This is a genomic window from Streptomyces sp. NBC_00683 (assembly GCF_036226745.1).
Classification (GTDB): Bacteria; Actinomycetota; Actinomycetes; order Streptomycetales; family Streptomycetaceae; genus Streptomyces.
Genome location: NZ_CP109013.1, coordinates 5,204,638 through 5,222,357, shown reverse-complemented (window position 1 = coordinate 5,222,357; position 17,720 = coordinate 5,204,638). Strand labels below are relative to the sequence as shown.

14 protein-coding genes are annotated in these 17,720 nt (G+C 72.4%); 4 read left to right on the top strand and 10 right to left on the bottom strand.

The features are described 5' to 3' along the window. Positions 1-66: 66 nt before the first annotated feature. The 5 genes from OG257_RS23370 to OG257_RS23350 all read right to left on the bottom strand — a co-directional run bounded on the left by OG257_RS23370 (position 67) and on the right by OG257_RS23350 (position 5,295). Positions 67-1,203 carry an SIS domain-containing protein gene (locus tag OG257_RS23370; protein WP_329210378.1) on the bottom strand — a complete coding sequence of 379 codons (1,137 nt, stop codon included), beginning with the start codon at positions 1,201-1,203 and terminating at the stop codon, positions 67-69. A gap of 40 nt (positions 1,204-1,243) precedes the next feature. Continuing rightward, positions 1,244-1,426 carry a Trm112 family protein gene (locus OG257_RS23365; RefSeq protein ID WP_329215309.1) on the bottom strand — a complete coding sequence of 61 codons (183 nt, stop codon included), beginning with the start codon at positions 1,424-1,426 and terminating at the stop codon, positions 1,244-1,246. Positions 1,427-1,706: 280 nt separating this feature from the next. Beyond that, positions 1,707-3,074, bottom strand: coding sequence for a phosphomannomutase/phosphoglucomutase (locus tag OG257_RS23360; protein WP_329210377.1), 1,368 nt, complete (start codon positions 3,072-3,074; stop codon positions 1,707-1,709). 62 nt (positions 3,075-3,136) lie between these two features. After that, on the bottom strand, positions 3,137-4,753 hold the full coding sequence (locus tag OG257_RS23355) for an L-lactate permease (protein ID WP_329210376.1): 1,617 nt from the start codon (positions 4,751-4,753) through the stop codon (positions 3,137-3,139). 164 nt (positions 4,754-4,917) lie between these two features. Continuing rightward, complete coding sequence (locus tag OG257_RS23350; protein ID WP_329210374.1) at positions 4,918-5,295, bottom strand: DUF3499 domain-containing protein; 378 nt, start codon at positions 5,293-5,295, stop codon at positions 4,918-4,920. Between the two features lie 319 nt (positions 5,296-5,614). Between OG257_RS23350 and OG257_RS23345 the strand changes: the two genes are divergently transcribed. Next, complete coding sequence (locus OG257_RS23345; RefSeq protein ID WP_329215307.1) at positions 5,615-6,043, top strand: metallopeptidase family protein; 429 nt, start codon at positions 5,615-5,617, stop codon at positions 6,041-6,043. Between the two features lie 24 nt (positions 6,044-6,067). Here the strand turns inward: OG257_RS23345 and OG257_RS23340 are convergent, their stop codons facing one another. The 3 genes from OG257_RS23340 to OG257_RS23330 all read right to left on the bottom strand — a co-directional run bounded on the left by OG257_RS23340 (position 6,068) and on the right by OG257_RS23330 (position 12,005). After that, entirely contained in the window at positions 6,068-7,630 is a 1,563-nt protein-coding gene (locus OG257_RS23340; protein ID WP_329210372.1) for a DUF5719 family protein, read from the bottom strand. Next, a complete protein-coding gene (locus OG257_RS23335; protein WP_329210370.1) occupies positions 7,627-11,484 on the bottom strand; it encodes a glycosyltransferase family 2 protein in 3,858 nt (1,285 codons plus the stop codon). The genes OG257_RS23340 and OG257_RS23335 overlap by 4 nt, the downstream gene beginning before the upstream one ends. Positions 11,485-11,741: 257 nt before the next feature. Continuing rightward, positions 11,742-12,005, bottom strand: a complete 264-nt coding sequence (locus OG257_RS23330; RefSeq protein WP_031093859.1) for a WhiB family transcriptional regulator — start codon at positions 12,003-12,005, stop codon at positions 11,742-11,744. A 651-nt stretch (positions 12,006-12,656) separates the two neighbouring features. Between OG257_RS23330 and OG257_RS23325 the strand changes: the two genes are divergently transcribed. From OG257_RS23325 to OG257_RS23315, 3 genes are read left to right on the top strand one after another with little or no spacing between them, the layout of a single operon-like run. Continuing rightward, complete coding sequence (locus OG257_RS23325; protein WP_329210368.1) at positions 12,657-13,199, top strand: cysteine dioxygenase; 543 nt, start codon at positions 12,657-12,659, stop codon at positions 13,197-13,199. A 57-nt stretch (positions 13,200-13,256) separates the two neighbouring features. Further along, complete coding sequence (gene cofD, locus OG257_RS23320; RefSeq protein ID WP_329210366.1) at positions 13,257-14,213, top strand: 2-phospho-L-lactate transferase; 957 nt, start codon at positions 13,257-13,259, stop codon at positions 14,211-14,213. Between the two features lie 50 nt (positions 14,214-14,263). Continuing rightward, positions 14,264-15,529, top strand: coding sequence for a coenzyme F420-0:L-glutamate ligase (locus OG257_RS23315; protein WP_383803549.1), 1,266 nt, complete (start codon positions 14,264-14,266; stop codon positions 15,527-15,529). A 29-nt stretch (positions 15,530-15,558) separates the two neighbouring features. Here OG257_RS23315 and OG257_RS23310 read toward each other — a convergent pair whose 3' ends face one another. Further along, positions 15,559-16,557, bottom strand: a complete 999-nt coding sequence (locus OG257_RS23310; protein ID WP_329210362.1) for a DNA-3-methyladenine glycosylase family protein — start codon at positions 16,555-16,557, stop codon at positions 15,559-15,561. A 55-nt stretch (positions 16,558-16,612) separates the two neighbouring features. Then, positions 16,613-17,704 (bottom strand): NDP-sugar synthase, encoded by a 1,092-nt coding sequence (locus tag OG257_RS23305; protein ID WP_329210360.1) that lies wholly within the window; start codon positions 17,702-17,704, stop codon positions 16,613-16,615. Between the last annotated feature and the right edge of the window lie 16 nt (positions 17,705-17,720).

Here is a 17,720-nt window from a genome sequence, read left to right as displayed (position 1 = left end):
GTTTCGTCCTCGTATGGTGCGCGGGGCGGGTGGTGCGGGATGAGGAAGGGGCGAACAAGGGCTTTTTCAGGCCCGGTTGTCCGACGCCAGGGAGAGGTAGACGGCCGCGAAGTCGGTGACGGCGAGGAGCTCCGCGAGGGCTTCGAGTTCGCTGCCCTCCTCGGGTTCGAGCTCGCTGATGGCCGTCTCGTGGCTGAGGGCGAGTTCGCGGGCGGCCGGTCCTGCGGTGAGGCCGCCGGTGGGGCGGTCGCGGAGCAGGACGACCCGGGCTCTCATGGCTTCCGGCTCGTCCACCCGGTCCCTGAAGAAGTCGTCGGGATCGGCTCCCGCGGCGAAGGCCCCGGCGAGCAGCGCACCGTGGGAGGGAAGCGCCTCGGGCAGTTCGGCCACGAGGGCGGGGCGTCCGGCGAGTTCGGCCAGTACGGCTGCGAACCGGCGCCCGACGGGGCCCGCGGCGTCGCCCTCCGTCCAGAGGAGCGGCAGACTGTCGGCGAGTTCCGCGGCGAGGGTCTTGGCCGGGTTGCTGTACGTGGCGATGGCCGGGCCGCAACGCTGGGCCGTGCGGTCGAGGCGGTCGGCGACCTTCTGCAGCGCGTCGGCGGGCGCGTCGAGCAGGCCCACCCGGTCCAGCAGGGCGAGCAGCGGGGTGAGCAGGGCCCACAGGGTGCCGGGGCCCGCTGCCGAGGTCTCGGCGTCGTACTCGCCGTGCGGGGCCGTGGCCATCGGCACGACGAGTCCGTGGACGCCGTTGACGGCCTCGCGCAGCGGTGACCGGACGGGGGCGACGGCGACGACCGTGCAGCCGCGGCGGTAGGCCTGCTCGGCCAGCAGGGCGAGACCCGGTTCCGAGCCGTCGGCCGTGGCGATGAGCAGCAGGTCCAGGGAACCGGCCCAGCCGGGCAGTGCCCAGCGCAGGGCTCCGGCGGCGGGTGCGACCCCGGTGGGACGGATCTGGGTGACGGGTGCGGCGGCGCCCGCGAGGGCGCCGATCAGGTCGGCCACGCCCGCCGCGGCGGTGCCGGGGCCCGCGACGAGGACGGCGCGGGGCCGGCCTTCGGGGGCCAGCGCGCCGATGCCCGCCTCGGCGGCGTGCCGGGCGGCGGTACGGACGCGGGCGCCGGCCTCGGCGGCGCCGCGGAGCAGACCGCGCCGGTCGGCTCGGGCCAGGGCTTCCGGGGCGTCGAGCAACGACTCGTCGAGCATGGCGGTGGGCCTCCGATCACCGTGCTGATCAGCGTGCGGACTACGCGGGGCGGCGGGCTTCGTCGACCAGGAGGACCGGGATGCCGTCCCGTACCGGGTAGGCGAGGGCGCAGTCCGTGCCGGTGCACACCAGCTCGGGGCTGTCGGCTGCCGACCTGTCGTCGAGCGGGGAGTGACAGGCCGGGCAGGCGAGGATCTCCAGAAGGCCGGCTTCGAGCGGCATGGGGTGGGTCCCTTCGAACATGCGGTACGGATCGGGCGCGGACCTGGTTCGGTCCACGGAGCTGGAGCGTCGTCAGCCTACCGCCGGGCCGACAGGGGCGCGGCCCGGCGGGGCCTGACCGGCGGTGCATCCGGCGGCGAGTGTGCGGGAAGCCCTCGCGGCCGCTCTGCGGGCCCGGTCCGGTCGGGCCGCTCCGGATCGGCCAGGAACAGCCGTATCAGGAACCGGCGCGGATCGGGCAGCCGTGCCGGGCTCGTCGGCCCCGCACGACCCGGGAGGCCTAGGCGCGGACCAGCGCCAGCACCTCGTCGCGTACCGCCGTCATCGTCTTCGCGTCGCGTGCCTCGACGTTCAGGCGCAGCAGCGGCTCGGTGTTGGAGGCGCGGAGGTTGAACCACCAGTCCGCGTTCGTCGCCGTGAGCCCGTCGAGCTCGTCGAGGGTCACGTCGTCGCGGTCCCCGTAGGCCGCCTTGATCGCGGCCAGCCGGCCCGCCTGGTCGGTGACGGTGGAGTTGATCTCCCCGGAGCCCGCGTAGCGGTCGTACTGGTCGACGAGGCCGGAGAGCGGGCCCTCCTGGCCTCCGAGCGCGGCCAGGACGTGGAGGGCGGCGAGCATGCCCGTGTCGGCGTTCCAGAAGTCGCGGAAGTAGTAGTGCGCGGAGTGCTCGCCGCCGAAGATCGCGCCGTGCTCGGCCATCTCCGCCTTGATGAAGGAGTGGCCCACCCGGGTGCGGACAGGGGTGCCGCCGTTCTCACGGACGACCTCGGGGACCGACCAGGAGGTGATGAGGTTGTGGATGACGGTGCCGCTGCCGCCGTTGCGGGCGAGCTCGCGGGCCGCGACCAGGGCGGTGATCGCGGACGGGGAGACGCCCTCGCCGCGCTCGTCGACGACGAAGCAGCGGTCCGCGTCGCCGTCGAAGGCGAGGCCGAGGTCGGCGCCCTCGGCAAGGACACGGGCCTGGAGGTCGACGATGTTCTTCGGGTCGAGCGGGTTGGCCTCGTGGTTGGGGAAGGTGCCGTCCAACTCGAAGTACATCGGTACGAGGTCGAGCGGGAGGCCCGCGAAGACGGTGGGCACGGTGTGGCCGCCCATGCCGTTGCCCGCGTCCACGACGACCTTGAGCGGGCGGATCCCGGAGAGGTCGACCAGGCCCAGCAGATGTGCGGCGTAGTCGGTGAGGCTGTCGCGTTCGGTGACCGTGCCGGCCGCCGTGGCGGTCGTGGCCGGTGCGCCGTGTTCCGACCACTGCTCGACCAGGGTGCGGATCTCGGTCAGGCCGGTGTCCTGGCCCACGGGCGCGGCACCGGCGCGGCACATCTTGATGCCGTTGTACCGAGCCGGGTTGTGCGAGGCCGTGAACATCGCTCCGGGCAGGTCCAGTGCCCCGGAGGCGTAGTACAGCTGGTCCGTCGAGCAGAGGCCGATCAGGGTCACGTCGGCGCCGCGCGCCGTCGCTCCGCGGGCGAAGGCGGCGGACAGGCCGGGCGAGGACGGGCGCATGTCGTGGCCGATCACGATCGCGTCCGCGTCGGTGACCTGGACGAAGGCGGCGCCGAACAGTTCGGCCAGCGCTTCGTCCCACTGGTCGGGCACCACTCCGCGCACGTCGTACGCCTTCACGAGCTGCGACAGATCAGCAACCACGGCCGGTCCTCCTGGGGGTCTTTACGGACCGCCCAAACTACCCGGCGCTCCCCCGCCGTCCGTCAGGGGAGCATCCAGCCCAGCACCACCGTGCTCTGGGCCATCACGACGAGGCACATCACCAGCAGCAGGCCGAGGCTCCAGGGCAGGACCTTGCGCAGCAGATCGCCCTCTCTGCCGGCGAGGCCCACGGCCGCGCAGGCGATCGTCAGATTCTGCGGGGAGATCATCTTGCCGAGCACTCCGCCGGAGCTGTTGGCGGCGGCGAGCAGTTCGGGCGAGAGCCCGGATTCGCGTGCGGCGGACACCTGGAGGGCTCCGAAGAGGGCGTTCGCGGAGGTGTCGGAGCCGGAGACCGCGACGCCGAACCAGCCGAGCACCGGGGAGAGGAAGGCGAGGCCGGCGCCTGCCGCGGCGACGGACTGGCCGATGGTGGCGGCCTGTCCGGACAGGTTCATGACGTAGGCGAGGGCGAGCACGGAGGTCACGGTGAGGATCGCGTAGCGCAGTTCGTGCACGGTGGCGGCCCACTCCCGTACCGCGTCGCGCGACCGCACGCCGAGCACGACGGCGGTGATCAGGCCCGCGAGCAGGACGAGGGTGCCGCCGGTCGCGACGAGGGGAAGGGTGAAGGCGTTCGCGCCCACGGCCTCGCCGTCCGGGTTCGCGACGTCGAGGAACGGCCAGTCGAAGACGCGGGTCGCCTCGGCCAGCAGCCGCTTGACGGGCGGGATCTGGGCGACGGAGAAGACGACGACGATCAGGGCGTACGGGGCGTAGGCGCGCAGTACCTCGCGGCGCGGGTCCTCCTGGTCGAGGTCCTCGCTCCGTGCGCCGGTCAGCACGGATGCGCGTACGGGTTCGGCGGCGGGCCTGCGGGCACCGGGAACGGCGATCAGGGCCCCGGCGCCCACCAGTGCCGCCGCGATGTCGGCGAGCTGTGCCGAGACGTAGTTGGACGCGGCGAACTGGGCGACCGCGAAGGCCACCCCGCAGACGAGCGCGGGCAGCCAGGTCTCCCTCAGGCCGCGCCTGCCGTCCACCAGGAAGACCAGGACGAGCGGCACGACGAGGGCGAGCAGCGGCGTCTGGCGGCCGACGACCGATGCGACGTCGTCCAGCGGCAGTCCGGTGACCTGGGCGAGCGTCACGACGGGCGTGCCCATGGCGCCGAAGGCGACGGGCGCGGTGTTGGCGACCAGCGCGACGACGGCGGCCTTCACCGGGTCGAAGCCGAGCGCGACGAGCATCACCGAGCAGATGGCGACGGGGGCGCCGAAGCCGGCCAGCGCCTCCAGGAGCGCGCCGAAGCAGAAGGCGATGACGAGGGCCTGGATGCGGGGGTCGTCGGAGAGCCGGCCGAAGGAGCGCCGCAGGATGTCGAAGTGCAGGGTGCGGACGGTCATCCGGTACACCCAGAGGGCGTTGACCACGATCCACATGATGGGGAAGAGCCCGAAGAGGACGCCCTGGGCTCCTGCGGAGAGGGTCTGCCCGAGGGGCATGCCGTACGCGAGCCAGCCGACGAGCACGGCGACGGCGAGGCCGACGAGTCCGGCCCGATGGGCCTTCACCCGGACGGCGCCGAGCAGGACCAGGACCGTGACCAGTGGCAATGAGGCGACAAGTGCGGACAGGGCTAGCGAATCGGCTACGGGTTCGAGTTGCTGGACAAACACACAGACCTCCCCGGATTCCGTGATGCGGAAGCGATCTCTCGCGGGTGGGGGAATGGTCGTGTCCCCGACAAGTCGCAGTCAATGCCCTGTGCACGAAAAAATGCCCGGGCCGAAGAAAACTTGAAAGAGGAACCAACTTGGCCAGGAGCCGGAACGGCGGAGTGTCAGCTGTCCGGGGACCGGAGGACCCGCAGATGACCTCGGCGTGCGACCTCCACCGGGTCCGCGGCACGCGGCCCGCGGCCACCGCTGTCGCCACCCCGCTCGTGCGGCCTCGCCGCTTCCCGTACCGCGTTGGCGAGCGCTTCGAGATCGTCACCGCTGGGGCGCGTGGGGGCCGAGGGGTCGGAGAGCCTCACGACCTCCCAGCCGCGCGGCGCGGTCAGCCGCTCACCGTGCTCGGCGCAGAGGTCGTAGCAGTGGGGCTCGGCATAGGTGGCGAGCGGGCCGAGGACCGCGGTCGAGTCGGCATAGACGTACGTCAGTGTCGCGACGGCGGGACGGCCGCACGCGGTTCGCGAACAGCGACGTACAGGGCTCACGATGTTGGACGGTACCGCACTCTTGAGCGGGCTGCGACGACTCTCCCTGAGGTCACACCACCGTGTCGCCCCGCGAGGTCTCCCCCGACGGTCTCCGTACGGCCGCCCTGACCTGCGCGGCGGCCGGGACGTACCGACGTCCCCGGTTCCCTTCGGACGCCGGAGGGGACACAAGCGGTCACCCGACGGAGGGTCAACGGTCGCCGCAGGGGCCTGATACGGACTCAACCTTGGCCGGAATGCTCACGTGTGGACATTGGGCCCACCTGCGGAGCAGCCGTGATCCGTGGATCCTGCGGAGAGTTACGCTGCGTCGGTGATGGACAGTCCCGTACCGCCCCACCCGCCCGAGCCGCGGCACCGCCGCCGCGACCGCCATGGCCGCGGCATGCGCGGGCCGGTCGCCCCGCCCCAGGTGCCGCTGTCGGCCAGCAGGGGGGAGAGTTTCCGCGATCTCGTCCAGGACTCGGTGGAACGGCTGGAACGGCGCTGGCCGCAGCTGGCCGACGTCGACTTCCTCGTTCTCGATGTGCCGGGGGCACTGGAGGACACCGTGCCGCTGGGGCGTTCGGTGCCTTCGGCGAAGGGACAGCCCGCGCAGATCGTCGTGTACCGGCGCCCGGTCGAGATCCGCACCAAGAACCGTGACGAGCGGGCCATGCTGGTGCACGAGGTCGTCGTGGAACAGGTCGCGGAGCTGCTCGGGCTCTCACCCGAATCGGTGGACCCGCGCTACGGGCAGGAATGACGCCTGCCCGCGGCGCGGGGCACCTCAGTCGTCCAGGACCGAGAGGTCCTGCTCCGCCGCGGGCACCTCGACCGTGCCGCCGTCGTCCGGCAGCGTCTGGACGGTGAACATCTGGATGCCGTCCTGCGCGAGCGTCAGGGTGCGGGCGGCATACACCGGGCCGCCCGATTCCGTCTCGACCGTCAGCGCGTAGCCGCCCTTGAGCCCGGACGGGATCTCCGGGGTCACCTCGAGCGTCGTACCGCCCTTGACCGTGTACGTCTTGACGGTCGGTTCGCCGCCCCCGCTGCCCGCGGACGCCGTCACCTTGACCTTGGCGGATTCGCCGGGCGCGGTGAGGGAAAGCACCGATCCCTTCGCCCGGTTGTCGGCCACGCTCGCCCGCTCGCCCACCGGGCCGGTCGCCGGAATGTAGGCGATCTCCTGCTTGTCACCGGTGCCCCGCACCACGCGCAGCGCGGCCACGATCGGGGTCGTCGAGCCCTGTGCGGGCGACAGCCGGAGCGATCCGGGCTCCCCGCGCGTGACGTTCTTGAGGTCGATGCTCGCGGTCATCTGCGACTTGATGTGCAGGGTGTCGCTCCCGGCCGGTGAGAACGTCGCGCTCTTCCCCATCAGCTGCACCTTCACATCGGCGTCGTCGTCGCCGGGCGCGAAGGCCACCAGCCGTACGGAGGTGGCGTCGGCCGGGATGCCGGGCATCACGAGAGTGCCCGCCGGGTCCTCGGACGCCGCCAGCCAGTCACTGCCCGCCTTGTCGTCCGCGGCCTTGACGACGGCGCCGACGCGTCCCGTCCGGGTGGTGACATGGACGGTCACATCGTCGACGGCCTCTGTGCTCAGGGTCGAGATCAGCATCGGGACGCTCGACCTCGCCGGGACCGTGATGCCCTCGCCCACATCGGACTTGAGCGAGCCCTCGGGGCCGTACAGCTCGATGTCGGCGACGGCCGCGGTGTCGTCGGGGTTGGTCAGATGGACGTAGTCCTGGCGCGTCGCCGCGGTGCTCGCGCCCGGGAACCAGAAGTCCGTGTCCGGCCCGGAGCAGCTGACGCCGAGAAGGCCGCGGGAGCCGCCGGCGAGGGACGTGGTGGTCTGCTGGGCGGCCCAGCCGGGTGCCAGCCGGCCGGTGGCGGTGCCGACCAGTGCGGGAGCGTCGGCATCGGACGTCTCGGCGGTGGCCGGCTTGCCGGACTCCTTGAGCGTGATGACGGGCTTGTCGGCCGCGGCCTTCTCCTCGGCCTCGTCCTTCTCGCTCTCCTTGTCCTTCTCCTTGTCGGCCGGCTCGTCCTTCTCCGTGCCGGCCGGCGCCTCCTCGTCCACCGGGAGTGCCACGGACGGCTTCAGCTCGGCGGTGCCGGCCTCGCCGTCGCTCTCCCCCGCCGGGGTGAAGGACGTGTACGTCGTGTCCGACAGTTCGGAGCCGCCCGGCGAGGGGCAGAGCAGGCTGGAGCGCTCGACGGGGAGCCTGGCGGCGGACCCGGCCTCCGGGGTGTCCGCGTCGCCCGGCGCGGTGAGCGCGGCGAAGCCGGTGACGGCGGCGAGGGCGACGGTGCCCGCGATGAGGGACAGGGGGGTGGACTTCACTCGGACTCGCCTCGCGATGCGTTGCCGGACGGCCACGGGCCCTCGCCCGGAGCGTTGTTCTCGTCATGTGCGTCGTACGGGGCGCCTTCGCCCGTGCCCGGCGCCTGGGGCTGCTGCTGGGCATAGCCGTACGGGTCGTAGGCGCCCTGCTGGTACGGGTCCGGCTGGTACTGGCCGGTCCCGTACGGGTCGGCCCCTTGATACTGCTCGCCGCCGTACTGACCGGCGCCGTACTGGCCGGCGCCGTACTGGCCGGCGTCCTGCCCGCCCTGGTACTGCTCACCCTGGTACTGCTGGGCCTGGTACTGCTCGCCCTGGTACTGGCTGTAGTCGGCGCCCTGGTACTGCTGCGCGTCCCACTCCCCGTAGTTCTGCTGCGGGATCGCCGCGTACGTGCCGGTCCTGTCCTGGTCCTCGGGGGCAGCCGCGTACGGATCGGCGCTCTGCTGCGCCGGGATGTACTCCCCGGGCGCTCCTGCCGGCTCCGGGGCGGCCGGAGCGGCTGCGTCGTCCTGGCCGTACGGAACCTCGTACGGGGTCTCCGCGCCGTCCTCCCCCGCCGCCGCGGCCTCGGCCTCGGCCGCCGCACGGAGCCTGCGCGCCCGGCGTCCGTCTCCGGTGAGCGCCTCGGCCCCGGCGGCCACCGCCTCCTCGGGCAGGTCGTCGTCGATCTCCCGGCGGCGGCCCGGCAGTGCCAGGACCAGCAGGACGACGCCGAGCGCCACCTGCGCCCAGATCCAGGCGGTGTGCGTGACCGAGCTGTCGTACGTGAGGTCCAGCGTGCCGCCCCCGGACGGGAGCTCGAAGCCCTGCGCCCAGCCGTCCACAGTCTTGGGGGTCAGCGCACGGCCGTTCAGCGTGGCCTGCCAGCCCGGGTCCGCCGCGTCGGCGATCCGCAGGATCCGGCCGGAGCCGCCCTCCGGGATCTTGGAGTGGGCTTCGACGGCGAGCGAGCCGACCGGCACCTGCGCGGCCTCCTCGCCGCTCGCCCCGGACGACGGGACGATCATGACGCGGGCGACCTGGCGGTCGACGCGCCACAGGGCGCTGCCGTCCAGCTGGCTGAGCCTGCTCAGGCCCGGGGTGGAGTCGAGCACGCGGCTCATCTGGCGCGGTGCGCCGTCCCGCACGAGGACGTAGCGGATCGCGAAGCCGCTCAGCTGACCGCCCTGGTCGGCACCGGAGCCCGCGACCAGGTTGGCGACGACCTTGTCGAGGTGGGCGTTGCTGCCGCCCGCTTCGGTGAGCTCGGCGTCGCCGAGGCGGGCGCCCGAGCCACGGACCAGGCTGTAGGACACGGCGGCCGGTGACGTGCCGCCGAGGACCAGGGTGCGCGGCTGGTCGCGGGTGGTGCTCTCCTCCGCGACGAACGCGGGCACCTGCACCGGGTCCCGGCGCTCCAGCGGTCCGGCCGCGCCGCCGATCATCCAGCCGGCAGCGGCCAGCACGGGCGCGATTCCGGCAGCCAGGGCGATCAGTGCGGCGACCGGCTGACGCCAGCCGAAGCTGAGCGCGGTCACCCGTACGCGGGCGCCGTCGGCGCCGAGCAGCGCGGCGGCGATCAGCGCGGTCCCGTAGACGAGGGTGGCGGGGCCCGCCCAGGTGGAGCCGTTGGAGAGGCCGGCGAAGGCCAGCCCGACGAGCGCGGCGGCCCAGGCGGCACGGATCGCGAACTGCCTCTCCCCGCGCAGCAGGGCGGCCAGTGCCGCCAGCACGATGCCGAGCAGCAGGATGCCGCCCGCGGCCTTGGGGCCACCGGGGCTGATGCCGAGCAGGTCGAGCGCGGACGCCGTTCCCGTACCGATGTCGAGGCCGGCCTCCCTGAGGAAGCCGGACGGGCTGGAGAGCAGGGACAGCGACCAGGGCGCGAGGACCAGCAGCGGAGTGCCGACCGTGGCCAGGAAGCGCAGCCCGTACGCGGTGATGTCGCCCCGGCGCAGGACGAGCACCCCGATGCCGAGGGTCACGGCGAGCGGCCAGACGATCGGGGTGAAGGCCATCGCGAAGGTGATCAGCAGCGTGTACGCCCAGGTGGCACGCCAGCTGCCGCGCGCCGTTCCGCCGTCGCCGCGCAGCCCGTACGCGGCGACGGCCGCGCGGGCGATCAGCGGGAGCAGGACGGCCAGTACGGCGGTGCCGAGGCGGCCGGTGGCCAGCGCTCCGGTGGCGGCGGGCAGGAAGGCGTACGCGATGCTCGCCCAGGCCCGCAGCAGCCGGGATTCGATCAGCGGCCGGGAGGCGAAGTAGGCGGTGAGTCCGGCGAGCGGTACCGAGCAGACCAGCAGCAGGGTCAGCGCGAAGCCGGTGGAGCCGAGGAACAGTGCCGACAGTGCGGCGATCACGGCGAGGTAGGGCGGTGCGGTCTGCGTGCCGCCCGTGCCGACCGGGTGCCAGCCGTCCGCGTAGCGCCCCCAGAGGTCGGAGACGTCCGCGGGTGCGGGCAGCAGGGCGCCGCCCACGAGTGCGCCGCCGCCCAGGAGGCTGCGGCAGGCGACGAGCGAGACGAGGAGGAGCAGCACGAAGAGCACGGGGCCGGGCTTGCGGCCGATCCTCTTGAGCCGTGCGAACTGCTCGATCTCCAGGAAGTCGGCGTCGTCACCGCCGGGCCCGGACTCGACGGCTCCGTGCCGTGAGCCGCCGGAGTCGGAGTCGGTGCGGCTGCCGAAGTTGCCCGCGACCTGTTCGACGGTCGCGCGGACGGTCGCGCCGGGCGGCGGGAAGAGCGAACGCAGCTCGGCGGCGTCCACGGCTCCCTTTCCGCGGGCGCGGCGGGCCGAGAAGATCCGCCCGGGGCGCAGCAGGGTGCCGAAGAGTCCGGCGACCTCGTCGAGCGCCTGCCCGGGGACCTTTCCGACGAGGTAGGCGAGGGTGCGGAGCAGGGTGCCGAGAACGAGGCGGAGCAGGGCCCAGGGCAACTGCTTGCCGCGGGAGTTGACGAGCATCGTGTAGACCGCGCCCGCCTTGTCGACGCGGTGCGGGCTCGAGACGGAGCGTCCGGCGCAGTCGATGGGCCGGCGTTCCCTCGCGGAGGCCTCGGCGTGCCGCAGGATCGCGTCGGGTGCGACGAGCACCCTGTGGCCGGCCATGTGGGCCCGCCAGCACAGGTCGACGTCGTCACGCATCAGCGGGAGTCTGCGGTCGAAGCCGCCGAGCTCGTCCCAGACGTCGCGGCGGATGAGCATGCCCGCGGAGGAGACGGAGAGCACGGTACGGACCTGGTCGTGCTGGCCCTGGTCCTGCTCGCGCCGGTCGAGTCCGGTCCAGCGGCGTCCGCTGTTGGCGATGGAGACGCCGACCTCGAGCAGCTGCTTGCGGTCGTACCAGCCGCGCAGCTTGGGCCCGACGATCGCCGCGTGCCTGTCGTTGTCGACGACGCGCAGCATCTCGGCGAGCGCGTCCGGCTCGGGTGCGCTGTCGTCGTGCAGCAGCCAGAGCCACTGGACGGGTTCGCCGTGCGGGAGCTCCGGCATGTCGTACGCGTCGTCGCGCCATGTCCGGCTGACCGGGTCCCAGCCGCTGGGGCGCTTGAGGTACGGAAGGTCGTCGGGGGTGAGGACGCCGGCCGTGCGGCTCGCCTCGTCGACGGCCGTGCCGAAGTTCGTACGGCGTGCGAGGTGCAGGACGCGTTCGCCGCCCAGGGCCTCGGTGACCAGCCGTGCGGAGTCGTCGGCGCTCCCGGTGTCGGCGGCGACGACGTTCTGTACGGGGCGTTCCTGCCCGAGCAGCCCGGCGAGCACATCGGGCAGCCAGCGTGCGCCGTCGTGGGAGACGAGCACGGCGGTGACGACGTGCCGGGGGAACTCTGGGGCGGCGGCGACCGCGTTCGGCGCCGCCGAGGTGCTGTGCACGGACATCGAGGTACGGGCCCTCCGGCCGGGTCCGGAGGGGGATCCCCCCGGGGGCTGCATCGGTGTACACGCGCGCCCCGGCGGGGCGTTGGCGCGTCTCTCGGACGGGGCCCCACACTAACGGTACGGGTGTGCGCCCCGTGCCGAGCGGTTCGACGGCGGGAGCCGGAGGCGTCCGGACATGCCGGTGGCCCGTGGTTCGCGCCCTGTGCGCAGGGCGCGAACCACGGGCCACCGGCGTCCGTGGTCTGCGGTGGTGCGGTTCAGATGGCGGCCTTCTTGAGGCGTCGCCGCTCACGCTCGGAGAGGCCGCCCCAGATACCGAACCGTTCGTCGTTGTTGAGGGCGTACTCAAGGCATTCGGAACGGACTTCGCAGGCGAGACAGACCTTCTTCGCCTCGCGGGTGGATCCGCCCTTCTCCGGAAAGAAGGACTCGGGGTCTGTCTGCGCGCACAGTGCGCGCTCCTGCCAGCCGAGTTCCTCGTCCGCGTCCTCGACCAGCAGTTGCTGGAACAGCTCGGTCATGTGCGCCCCTCGTCTGTCTCTTGCGTCCCCGTGATGCAGCCGTTACCGATGCGGCCGAACGACACGAGTGAAATTACAAGTGTGTAGCTCCGGGCCAGTCAAGCGAAGATCTGCTATTGGCCCTGGTATTCACTCTGCGGAACCAAGCCTATGCGGAAAGTGTTCAAATCACCAAAAACCTGACATATGCCATCGGCCTGGCTCCGCGCCGCTTCTCACCGAGTGAGACGACCGGGGTTGCCCCGATGTTGCGATTCGATCACCGAAGGGATCAAGATCACAGTCGGGTCACGGATACTCAACCGCGTTTACTCATGCGGTTGATGCGCCACCTTGCCTGTCCCGCAACTGCCAAAACCTTTCTCCATCCACTGCAACCGGATGGGGTGAAACATTGCCGCCAATTCGGGCATTGGGTTGACAGAAGGACGAGCAAGCCGGTCTCCTTGACTGCATGCCAGCGATGACAGCCATGTACCCGACCCACGTCCGTGGGTTCCGTACGGCTGTCCAGGCCCGCTGTTGCTGTTCCAGCTGTCACAGCTGTTGAAGCCGTAGCGCTCCAGCTCTGATCCAGCTCTCTTTCCCCGCTTTCGGGTCTCCGCGACTCCCCCCGCACATGTATCCCCATGCCGAGGAACCACCGCACCCATGAACAGCAGCGACAGCGACCTCTCGATCGCCGGCGACATCCTCGAGGTTCAGCACCTCCTCCGGCCGGCCCGCACCCATCCCTCCACCGTGGCCGAGTTCGTCGGCATGGCCCGCTCCATCGCCGCGGACCGGTCCCGGTGGGCACACCTCGTCCGGTACGACACCACCACCCGCTGGTACCACCGGCTGCAGAGCGTTCCCGCGGCCCCCGGTTCCTCCCCGGCCGGGGATACCCCGCTCGGCTACGAGGTGTGGCTGCTCAGCTGGGTTCCCGGCCAGGGCAGCGGGCTCCACGACCACGGCCTGTCCTCGGGTGTACTCACCGTCCTGGAAGGCGAACTGACCGAGCGCACGGAGCGCGGGACACGGACGCTCGGCGCAGGCTCACAGCGCGTGTTCGCGCCCGGCTACGTCCACGAGGTCGTCAACGACTCGCTCGAACCGGCCGTCAGCCTGCACATCTACTACCCGGGTCTGACCGACATGCCGATGCACACCGCGCAGTGCGCCCCGGCGGCCCTGGACGCCGTACCCGCCTGACGCCGCAGTCCCCACCACCCCCACGAGGACCGGGCCCCGCCTGACAGACTGGTCCTCATGCGCATTGTGGTTCTGGCCGGCGGTATCGGTGGTGCTCGTTTCCTGCGTGGCCTCAAACAGGCCGCCCCTGACGCGGACATCACGGTGATCGGCAACACCGGCGACGACATCCATCTGTTCGGGCTGAAGGTCTGCCCCGACCTGGACACCGTGATGTACACCCTCGGCGGTGGCATCAACGAGGAGCAGGGCTGGGGGCGTACGGACGAGAGTTTCCAGGTCAAGGAAGAACTCGCGGCGTACGGCGTGGGACCCGAGTGGTTCGGGCTCGGCGACCGTGACTTCGCGACCCACATCGTCCGTACCCAGATGCTCGGCGCGGGCTATCCGCTGAGCGCGGTCACCGAGGCGCTCTGTGCGCGCTGGAAGCCGGGGGTCCGGCTGATCCCGATGTCCGACGACCGCGTCGAGACGCACGTGGCCGTCGACGTCGACGGCGAGAGCAGGGCCATCCACTTCCAGGAGTACTGGGTGAAGCTGCGCGCCTCCGTCACGGCGCAGGCGATCGTGCCGGTCGGCGCCGAGCAGGCGAAGCCCGCGCCGGGAGTGCTCGAAGCCATCGCCGAGGCCGACGTCATCGTCTTCCCGCCGTCCAATCCCGTCGTCTCGGTGGGGACCATCCTGGCCGTGCCCGGTATCCGGGAGGCGATCGCCGAGGCCGGGGTGCCGGTCGTCGGACTCTCCCCCATCGTCGGTGACGCACCCGTGCGCGGCATGGCCGACAAGGTGCTGGCCGCGGTCGGCGTCGAAGCGACGGCCGCGGCCGTCGCCCAGCACTACGGCTCGGGACTGCTCGACGGCTGGCTCGTCGACACCGTGGACGCCGGGTCCGTGGCCGAGGTCGAGGCTGCCGGGATCCGCTGCCGCGCCGTGCCGCTGATGATGACGGACGTCGACGCGACCGCCGAGATGGCGCGGCAGGCGCTGACACTCGCCGAGGAGGTACGGGCGTGAGCCGCGGACCTGCCGAGGCACCCTCGTACCGGGTGTGGGCGCTGCCCGGGATGCCAGAGGTGCGGGCGGGTGACGACATCGCCAAGCTGATCGCCACCACGGACCCGGGGCTCGTGGACGGCGACGTCCTGCTCGTCACCTCGAAGATCGTCTCCAAGGCGGAGGGCCGGATCGTCGAGGCGGCCGACCGTGAGGCGGCGATCGACGCCGAGACCGTCCGCGTGGTCGCCCGGCGCGGAACACTGCGGATCGTGGAGAACCGGCAGGGCCTCGTCATGGCCGCGGCCGGGGTCGACGCCTCCAACACCCCCGCCGGCACCGTACTGCTGCTCCCCGAGGACCCGGACGCCTCCGCACGGGCCATCCGGGACGGGCTGCGCGACACGCTCGGGGTCGAGGTCGGGGTCGTCGTCACGGACACCTTCGGGCGCCCCTGGCGCAACGGCCTGACCGATGTCGCGATCGGGGCGGCCGGAGTCAGGGTGCTGGACGACCTCCGGGGCGGCACGGACGCGTACGGCAATCCGCTGAGCGCGACCGTGGTCGCCACGGCCGACGAGCTTGCCTCGGCCGGTGACCTGGTGAAGGGCAAGGCGTCGGGGCTGCCGGTCGCCGTGGTGCGGGGGCTGGCCCATGTGACGTCCACGGCGGACACCGGGGGCGGCGCCCGGGACATGGTGCGGGTCGCGGCCGACGACATGTTCCGGCTGGGAACGTCCGAGGCGGTACGGGAGGCGCTGTATCTGCGGCGCACGGTGCGCGAGTTCACGGACGAACCGGTGGACCCGGGGGCCGTACGGCGTGCGGTGGCGGCGGCGGTGACGGCTCCGGCCCCGCACCACACGACGCCGTGGCGGTTCGTCCTGCTGGAGTCGGCCGACTCACGGACCCGGCTGCTCGACGCGATGCGGGACGCGTGGATCGCGGACCTGCGCCGGGACGGCCGGAGCGAGGAGTCCATCGCCAAGCGGGTGCGGCGGGGTGACGTCCTGCGCAACGCGCCGTATCTGGCGGTGCCGTGCCTGGTGATGGACGGCTCGCACACGTACGGGGACGAGCGCAGGGACGCCGCGGAGCGCGAGATGTTCGTCGTCGCGGCCGGCGCGGGCGTCCAGAACTTCCTGGTGGCGCTGGCCGGGGAGCGGCTCGGCTCGGCATGGGTGTCCTCGACGATGTTCTGCCGGGACGTGGTGCGCGAGGTGCTCGATCTTCCGGACTCATGGGATCCGCTGGGCGCGGTGGCCGTGGGGCACGCGGCGGGAGCGCCGCGCGAGCGGGGCCCGCGCGAGGTGGAGGAGTTCCTCGCGGTGAGGTGAGGCGGGCGGGGGTCTCCCCGCCCGGGCCCTCAGAGACGGGCGATGTCGCCCGGTGTCATGCGCGGGGCCCGGCGGGCCGGGGTGCGGCCCGACAGCATGATCAGGCGCGTCGCCCGGTGCCGCTGGCCCTCGTACGGGGCCAGGAGGGCCAGCATCTCCTCGTCGTCGGCGTTCCTGTTGCCCGCCAGGGCATGGCCGACGATGCCCGGGAGGTGGAGGTCGCCGACCGTGACCGCGTCGGCGGCGCCGTTCGAGCGCTGCAGGGTCTCCGCCGCGGTCCAGGGGCCGATGCCCGGGATCAGCTCCAGACGGGCCATGGCCTCGGGGAGTTCCATGGCGGCCGCTTCCTCCATCCGGCGGGCCACCCGGACGGCACGCAGGATCGTCGAGGAGCGCTTGGCGTCGACGCCCGCGCGATGCCATTCCCAGGACGGGATCAGGGACCAGGTCCTGGCGTCGGGCATGACGTACAGGCCATGGGCGCCGAACAGCCCGTCCTGGGGGCCGGGCGCCGGGGTGCCGTACCGGCGGACCAGCAGGCGCCAGGCGCGGTAGGCCTCGTCGGTGGTGACCTTCTGTTCGAGGATCGACGGAATCAGGGACTCCATCACCAGACCGGTGCGCAGCAGGCGCAGACCGGGCCGGCTGCGGTGGGTCGCGGCGACCAGCCGGTGGCGCGGGCGGAAGGCATCCGGGTCGTCGCCCTCGCCGAGCAGCGCCGGCAGCCGGTCCAGGAGCCACTGCGCACCAGGACCCCAGGCCGCCGCCTCGATCCGGCCGTCCCGGCCGGCCGTGACACGGAGGGTGCCGGGACCGGCCGGTGTGCGGGTGGCCCGCCAGAACGACCCGTCGGACAGGGAGCGGTACGTGGGGTCCACGGGGCCCCGCCGCAGGGGGCTCAGGACCAGCCGCAGATCCAGCGGACCCTGCGGGGTCCAGGTCCGGTCCCGGGGCGGGGCGGACGTGCCCGACGCCGCCGGCAGCTGGTGGGGCACGGCGGTGGTGCGGGGTACGAAGCGTCCTGCCACGGATGAGGTCCTCGGTCGTTGGTTGCCTTCGAGGGTACGGCCGACGGCACGGAACCTACTCGTCGGACGAGAAACGCACCGAGGCGTCCGGAAGGACGGCACCGCACCAGACGCGGACCCCGTCGCGCAGTTCGTTGTCGGCGCCGACCTGTGCGCCGTCCCCGATCACCGCGCCGGCGAGCACCGTACGGCTGCCGATCCTGGCGCCTGCCCCGACCAGCGAGTCGGTGATCACGGCCCCCGGTTCGACGACCGCGCCCGCCAGGACGGTGGAGCCCGTGATCCTCGCGCCCGCGCCGATCAGCGCGCCTTCGCCGATGACCGTGCCGCCGGTGAGTTTGGCGTCTGCGGCCACGGATGCCGTGGGCAGCACCAGGCGGTCGCCGCAGCGGCCGGGCACCGCCGGGGACGGGGCGCGGCCCAGGACCAGGTCGGCGGAGCCGCGTACGAACGCCTGCGGGGTGCCGAGGTCCAGCCAGTAGGTGGAGTCGACCATGCCCTGGAGATGGGCTCCGGAGGCGAGGAGTCCGGGGAAGGTCTCGCGTTCCACGGAGACCGGCCGGCCGGCCGGGATGGTGTCGATGACCGACCTGCGGAAGATGTACGCCCCCGCGTTGATCTGGTCGGTGACTATCTCCTCGGGCGTCTGCGGCTTCTCCAGGAAGGCCGTCACCCTGCCCGTGGCGTCCGTCGGTACGAGGCCGAAGGCGCGCGGGTCCTCCACCCTCGTGAGGTGCAGGGAGACGTCCGCTCCCGACGTGGCGTGCGACGTGACCAGGGCCCGGATGTCGAGACCGGTGAGGATGTCCCCGTTGAAGATGAGGACGGGCTCGTCCGGGCCGGAGGCCAGCCGCGACGCCACGTTGCGGATGGCTCCGCCCGTACCGAGCGGTTCGTGCTCGGTGACGTACTCGATGGAGAGGCCGAGCGACGAACCGTCACCGAAGTACGGTTCGAACACCTCCGCCAGGTAGGACGTCGCGAGCACGATGTGCTCGACCCCGGCTGCCCGTGCACGCGCCAGCTGGTGCGTGAGGAACGGGACGCCCGCCGCCGGAACCATCGGCTTCGGGGTGTGCACCGTCAGCGGACGCAGCCGGGTGCCCTTGCCTCCTACCAGGAGGATCGCTTCTCTTGCCTCTGTCACAGCACCGTCTCTGCTT